The organism is Streptomyces malaysiensis subsp. samsunensis (assembly GCF_024519315.1).
Lineage (GTDB): Bacteria > Actinomycetota > Actinomycetes > Streptomycetales > Streptomycetaceae > Streptomyces > Streptomyces malaysiensis.
In genome coordinates this window covers 1-4839 of the sequence record NZ_JANIIC010000157.1, presented here as the reverse complement: position 1 = coordinate 4839, position 4839 = coordinate 1, and the positions used below count along the sequence as shown (strand labels likewise).

4 protein-coding genes are annotated in these 4839 nt (G+C 71.3%); all 4 read left to right on the top strand.

Going from position 1 to position 4839, the window contains the following annotated elements; translation table 11 throughout:
• Positions 1-197: 197 nt before the first annotated feature.
• Complete coding sequence (locus NQU54_RS48010; protein ID WP_257636561.1) at positions 198-1406, top strand: acylneuraminate cytidylyltransferase; 1209 nt, start codon at positions 198-200, stop codon at positions 1404-1406.
• A 307-nt stretch (positions 1407-1713) separates the two neighbouring features.
• Complete coding sequence (locus NQU54_RS48005) at positions 1714-2646, top strand: N-acetylneuraminate synthase family protein (RefSeq protein ID WP_147968496.1); 933 nt, start codon at positions 1714-1716, stop codon at positions 2644-2646.
• Positions 2647-2762: 116 nt separating this feature from the next.
• Entirely contained in the window at positions 2763-4019 is a 1257-nt protein-coding gene (locus NQU54_RS48000; protein ID WP_257636559.1) for a hypothetical protein, read from the top strand.
• A 320-nt stretch (positions 4020-4339) separates the two neighbouring features.
• On the top strand, positions 4340-4839 hold a 500-nt coding region (locus NQU54_RS47995), incomplete at its 3' end, for a M20/M25/M40 family metallo-hydrolase (protein ID WP_257636560.1).

Here is a 4839-nt window from a genome sequence, read left to right as displayed (position 1 = left end):
GCGTGGGCGGAGAAGCGAACAAGAAGACGGCTGCGAGCGACGTGCGCGCGGCCGCCGGGTCGCAGTTGACGACGATGCCCGCACCTCTGCGCCGCGTGGGCGGAGAAGCGAACAAGAAGACGGCTGCGAGCGGCCACGCGAAACAAGAGGAGGCCGGGACGGCCTCGATCACCTCCGCAACCCCTGAAGGAGCCGCCATGCCCGCCTCGAGCCCGTGCGTGCTCGCCGTGATCCCCGCCCGTGGCGGGTCGAAGGGCGTCCCCGCCAAGAACCTCGCCGCCGTGGGGGGCGTTCCGCTGGTCGCTCGTGCCGTCATGGAGTGCCGGGCCAGCCGCCTGGTCACGGACGTGGTCGTCTCCACCGACGACGCCGGAATAGCCGCCGCGGCACGCGGCGCGGGCGCCGTGGTCGTCCAGCGGCCCACCGATATCGCGGGGGACACCGCCACCAGCGAGGCCGCGGTGATCCACGCCATGGACGCGTACGAGGCGTCCCACGGCGCCTCCGTGGACGTGGTGCTCCTGGTGCAGTGCACCAGCCCGTTCATCATCAGCGAGGACATCGACGGCGTGGCCGCGGCGGTCGCCGAGAAGGGCGCGGACACCGCCCTGACGGTGGCACCCTTCCACGGCTTCGTCTGGCGCGAGGGCGAAGACCGCCAAGGAGACGCGGCGGACGGCGGCGACGGCGTCAACCACGACAAGTCGTACCGCCCGCGCCGCCAGGACCGCCCCCAGGACTTCCTGGAGACCGGCGCCGCCTACGCGATGGACGCGCGGGGCTTCCGCGAGGCGGGGCACCGCTTCTTCGGCCGCACCGACCTGGTGCGCACCGACCCCGCACGGGTGCTGGAGATCGACGATCCGCACGATCTGGCCCGCGCCCGCGCGCTCGCCCCGCTGTTCGACGCCGAGCGGCCGGGCGCCCTCCCCACCCGCGAGGACATCGACGCGGTGGTGCTCGACTTCGACGGCACCCAGACCGACGACAGGGTGCTGATCGACTCCGATGGACGCGAACTCGTGGCCGTGCACCGCGGCGACGGGCTCGGGATCGCCGCCCTGCGCCGTGCTGAGCTGGCGCTGCTGATCCTGTCCACGGAAAAGAACCCGGTCGTCGCCGCACGGGCCCGCAAGCTCCAGGTTCCCGTGCTCCACGGCATCGACCGAAAAGATCTCGCACTGAAGCAGTGGTGCGAGGAGCAGGGCATCGCGCCGGAGCGCGTGCTCTACGTCGGCAACGACGTCAACGACTTGGCCTGCTTCGGCCTCGTCGGCTGGCCGGTCGCGGTGGCCACCGCGCACGAGATCGTGCGCGGAGCCGCACGCGCAGTCACTTCCACACCCGGAGGGGACGGAGCTATTCGGGAGATCGCTTCGTGGCTCCTCGGAAAGGAACTGTCTTAAATCAACTTCTCAGCCGTGAACGACTCGCCCTCAGCACAGTCGCTCGCGCCTCGTCGCAGCTCGAATCGTCACTGGCTGTGGCGGGACCGGCCGCATCACCCACAACTGGATCGCAGGTCGGGACGGTTGATAGCGCCCCAGGTGCGTCAGCCCGATCAACGCCCCAACCGTCTCCCCGGGCAAGCCGGTTCGTGCCTTAAGGCTCACAGGCCGATCCCGGGATCCTACGGCACCGTCCAGCGAGGCCGCAGGCAAAACCATGTCTCGCCCCGGACTTCCACGCCGGGTTCACCCCGAAAGGTTTCAAGTGAGTTCCAACTCTCGCCTCCGCACCCTCGGTGACAAGATCGCCGGACCCGGCCACCCGGTCTATGTCACCGGTGAGATCGGCATCAACCACAACGGCGACCTGGAGAACGCGTTCAAGCTGATCGACGTGGCCGCCGAGGCCGGCTGTGACGCGGTCAAGTTCCAGAAGCGAACCCCGGAGATCTGCACCCCCCGCGACCAGTGGGACATCGAGCGTGACACCCCCTGGGGCCGGATGACCTACATCGACTACCGCCACCGCGTGGAGTTCGGCGAGGACGAGTACCGCGCCATCTCCGAGCACTGCAAGAAGCGCGGCATCGACTGGTTCGCCTCCCCGTGGGACACCGAGGCCGTCGCCTTCCTGGAGAAGTTCGACGTCCCGGCCCACAAGGTGGCCTCCGCCTCGCTGACCGACGACGAGCTGCTGCGCGCCCTGCGCGCGACCGGCCGCACGATCATCCTGTCGACGGGCATGTCCACCCCCAAGCAGATCCGCCACGCGGTGGAGGTCCTGGGCAGCGACAACATCCTGCTGTGCCACGCCACCTCCACGTACCCGGCCAAGGCCGAGGAGCTCAACCTGCGCGTGATCAACACGTTGCAGGCCGAGTACCCCAACGTGCCGATCGGCTACTCCGGCCACGAGACCGGTCTCCAGACCACGCTGGCCGCCGTCGCCCTGGGTGCCGCGTTCGTCGAGCGCCACATCACCCTGGACCGCGCCATGTGGGGCTCGGACCAGGCCGCCTCCGTGGAGCCGCAGGGTCTCCAGCGGCTGGTGCGGGACATCCGCATCATCCAGGAGTCCCTCGGTGACGGCGTCAAGAAGGTCTACGAGAGCGAGCTCGGCCCGATGAAGAAGCTCCGCCGTGTCGCGGGCGTCGTCGCCGAGTCCGAGGCCGCCGACCGCGAGCCCGCCGCGGTCTGAGGCTCTCTGCCGTGAATCCACCGGCCGGTGAGACCGGCCCTCGCCCGGAAGCGGCGGGCACCCCTGACTCGTCGGGGGCCGCTCGCCGCTTCCGGGCCCTGCCTTTGGACGGTGCGATGGTCTCCGCTGCCCCCCTTGCCCCTCAGGCCACACTTGCCTTCGTGGAGAGCCCGGTCCAGTTGCTGAACGTGCTGGAGTGGGCATACTCCGATGTTCAGCGCGCCCGGCGCGCCGGGGGCCCGGAGGCCACGGCGCCCCAGGACCTGACCGTGGTGGTGCTCTCCCCGCACGATCCGATGACCCGCGGCCAGCTGCGCCGGATGGCCGAGCTGGCGCGGGACGAGGGCGTCATCGTGCGCTGGGAGGACGCGCGCGGCGGGGCCGGTGCGCCGATCAAGACCATCGGCGGGCTGCGCGGACCGCTGCGCCGGGCCGCCCGGATCGTGATAGGCGACCCGTTCTCCCGCTATGTCCAGCTGCTGCTGACCCTCACCCGGGCCAAGGACCTGGTCGTGGTGGACGACGGCACGGCCACCATGGAGTTCATCTCCCAGCTGGCCAAGGGGGAGCCCCTGGTGCGCTGGCACCGGCGCGGCAGCCGTGGGCCGCGCGACCTGGTGTTCGCACCGGTCTCCGCCACCGCTCGCCGCCGGCTCACCCCGGGCGACAAGCGCCGGGTCGAGGTCTTCAGCTCGATGCCGGTGGAGCCGCCCGCCGGGGTCACCATCACCGCCAACGACTTCGCCTGGACCCGGGCCCGGTTCGGCCCGCCCCGGCTCACCGGGGGCACCGACCTGGTGGGCACCTCCCTGGTCGAGACGGGTGTGGTGGACCTGGAGCGCTATCTGGAGGCGGTCGGCTCGCTGACCCGCGCCCATGGCGCCACCCGCTACTTCGCCCACCGCCGGGAGAGCACCGAGAAGCTCAGCCGGATCGCGCACGAGGTGGGGCTGGAGATCGTACGGCCCGATCTGCCGCTCGAGCTGATAGCCCGCCGCGGCCCCATCGGCCATACGATCGTGAGCTTCCCCTCGACCGTGGTGCACACCCTGCCGCTCGCGCTCGTGGGCACCGGCGTCGAGGTCGCGGTCTGCGATGTGGACCCCGCCTGGCTGACCAGCAACGCCTCCCCGCGCGCCCAGGGCTTTCTGTCCGGGGTCACCGGGACGGCCCGCGATGTGCGCCGGCTGAACTCGGGCCCGACGGCGGGTTCGTCCCAGCCCAGGGACGCGGCCCCGCCGAGAGACCCCGCCCCGCCGAGAGACCCCCCCCCGCCGAGAGACCCCGCCCCGCCGAGAGACCCCGCCCCGCCGAGAGACCCCGCCCCGCCCGCGAACCCCGGTCCGCCCGCGGCACCGGTCGCCGCGTCCTGAGACCGGTCGCCGCGTCCTGAGATCTGTCGCGGGGTCCCACCCACCCTTTCGTTCGCTTCTCCGCCCGCGAGGCGACAGCGCGGGCCTTCGCCCACGTGCCGCCCGGCGGCCTCGCGTGCGACGCTCACGGCACCGTCGCCCGTACGGCCGTGTGGCGCTTGTCACCCACGGCCGACCGGCAAACCGGTCGTTATACCCCCTGACTAGGGGGATCATGCACCGGGCGGGGTACTTTTGCGTACCCGAACAGATTGAATTTTTGTTGATCGACATTCGGTGGGCCCACCTGGCGTTCTACGCTTCTTCAGGTGAAGCAATTGATGTCCCTCGATGCGACCGATGCCACACCCACCACCGCGCCGGCCCTGCCCGGTACGCTCCCCGATGAGCTGCGTACCGAACTCATCGCCTTCCGGCGCGACTTGCACATGCACCCCGAGCTGGGCAACTGCGAGTTCCGCACCACCGCCGCGATCAAGGCGCGGCTGGAGCAGGCGGGACTCGAACCGCGGGTGCTGCCCTCGGGCACCGGTCTCATCTGTGACATCGGCCCGCGCGATGGCGTAGCGCCCCTGCTGGCGCTGCGCGCGGACATCGACGGACTGCCCATCCCCGACACCAAGACGGTGGACTACCGCTCGACCGTCGCCGACCGGGCCCACGCCTGCGGTCACGATGTGCACACCACCGTGGTGCTCGGCGCCGGTCTGGTCCTGGCCCAGCTGGCCCGTGAGGGGCGGCTGGCGCGTCCGGTGCGCCTGCTGTTCCAGCCCGCCGAGGAGGTGCTGCCCGGCGGCGCGGCCGACGCGATCGAGGCGGG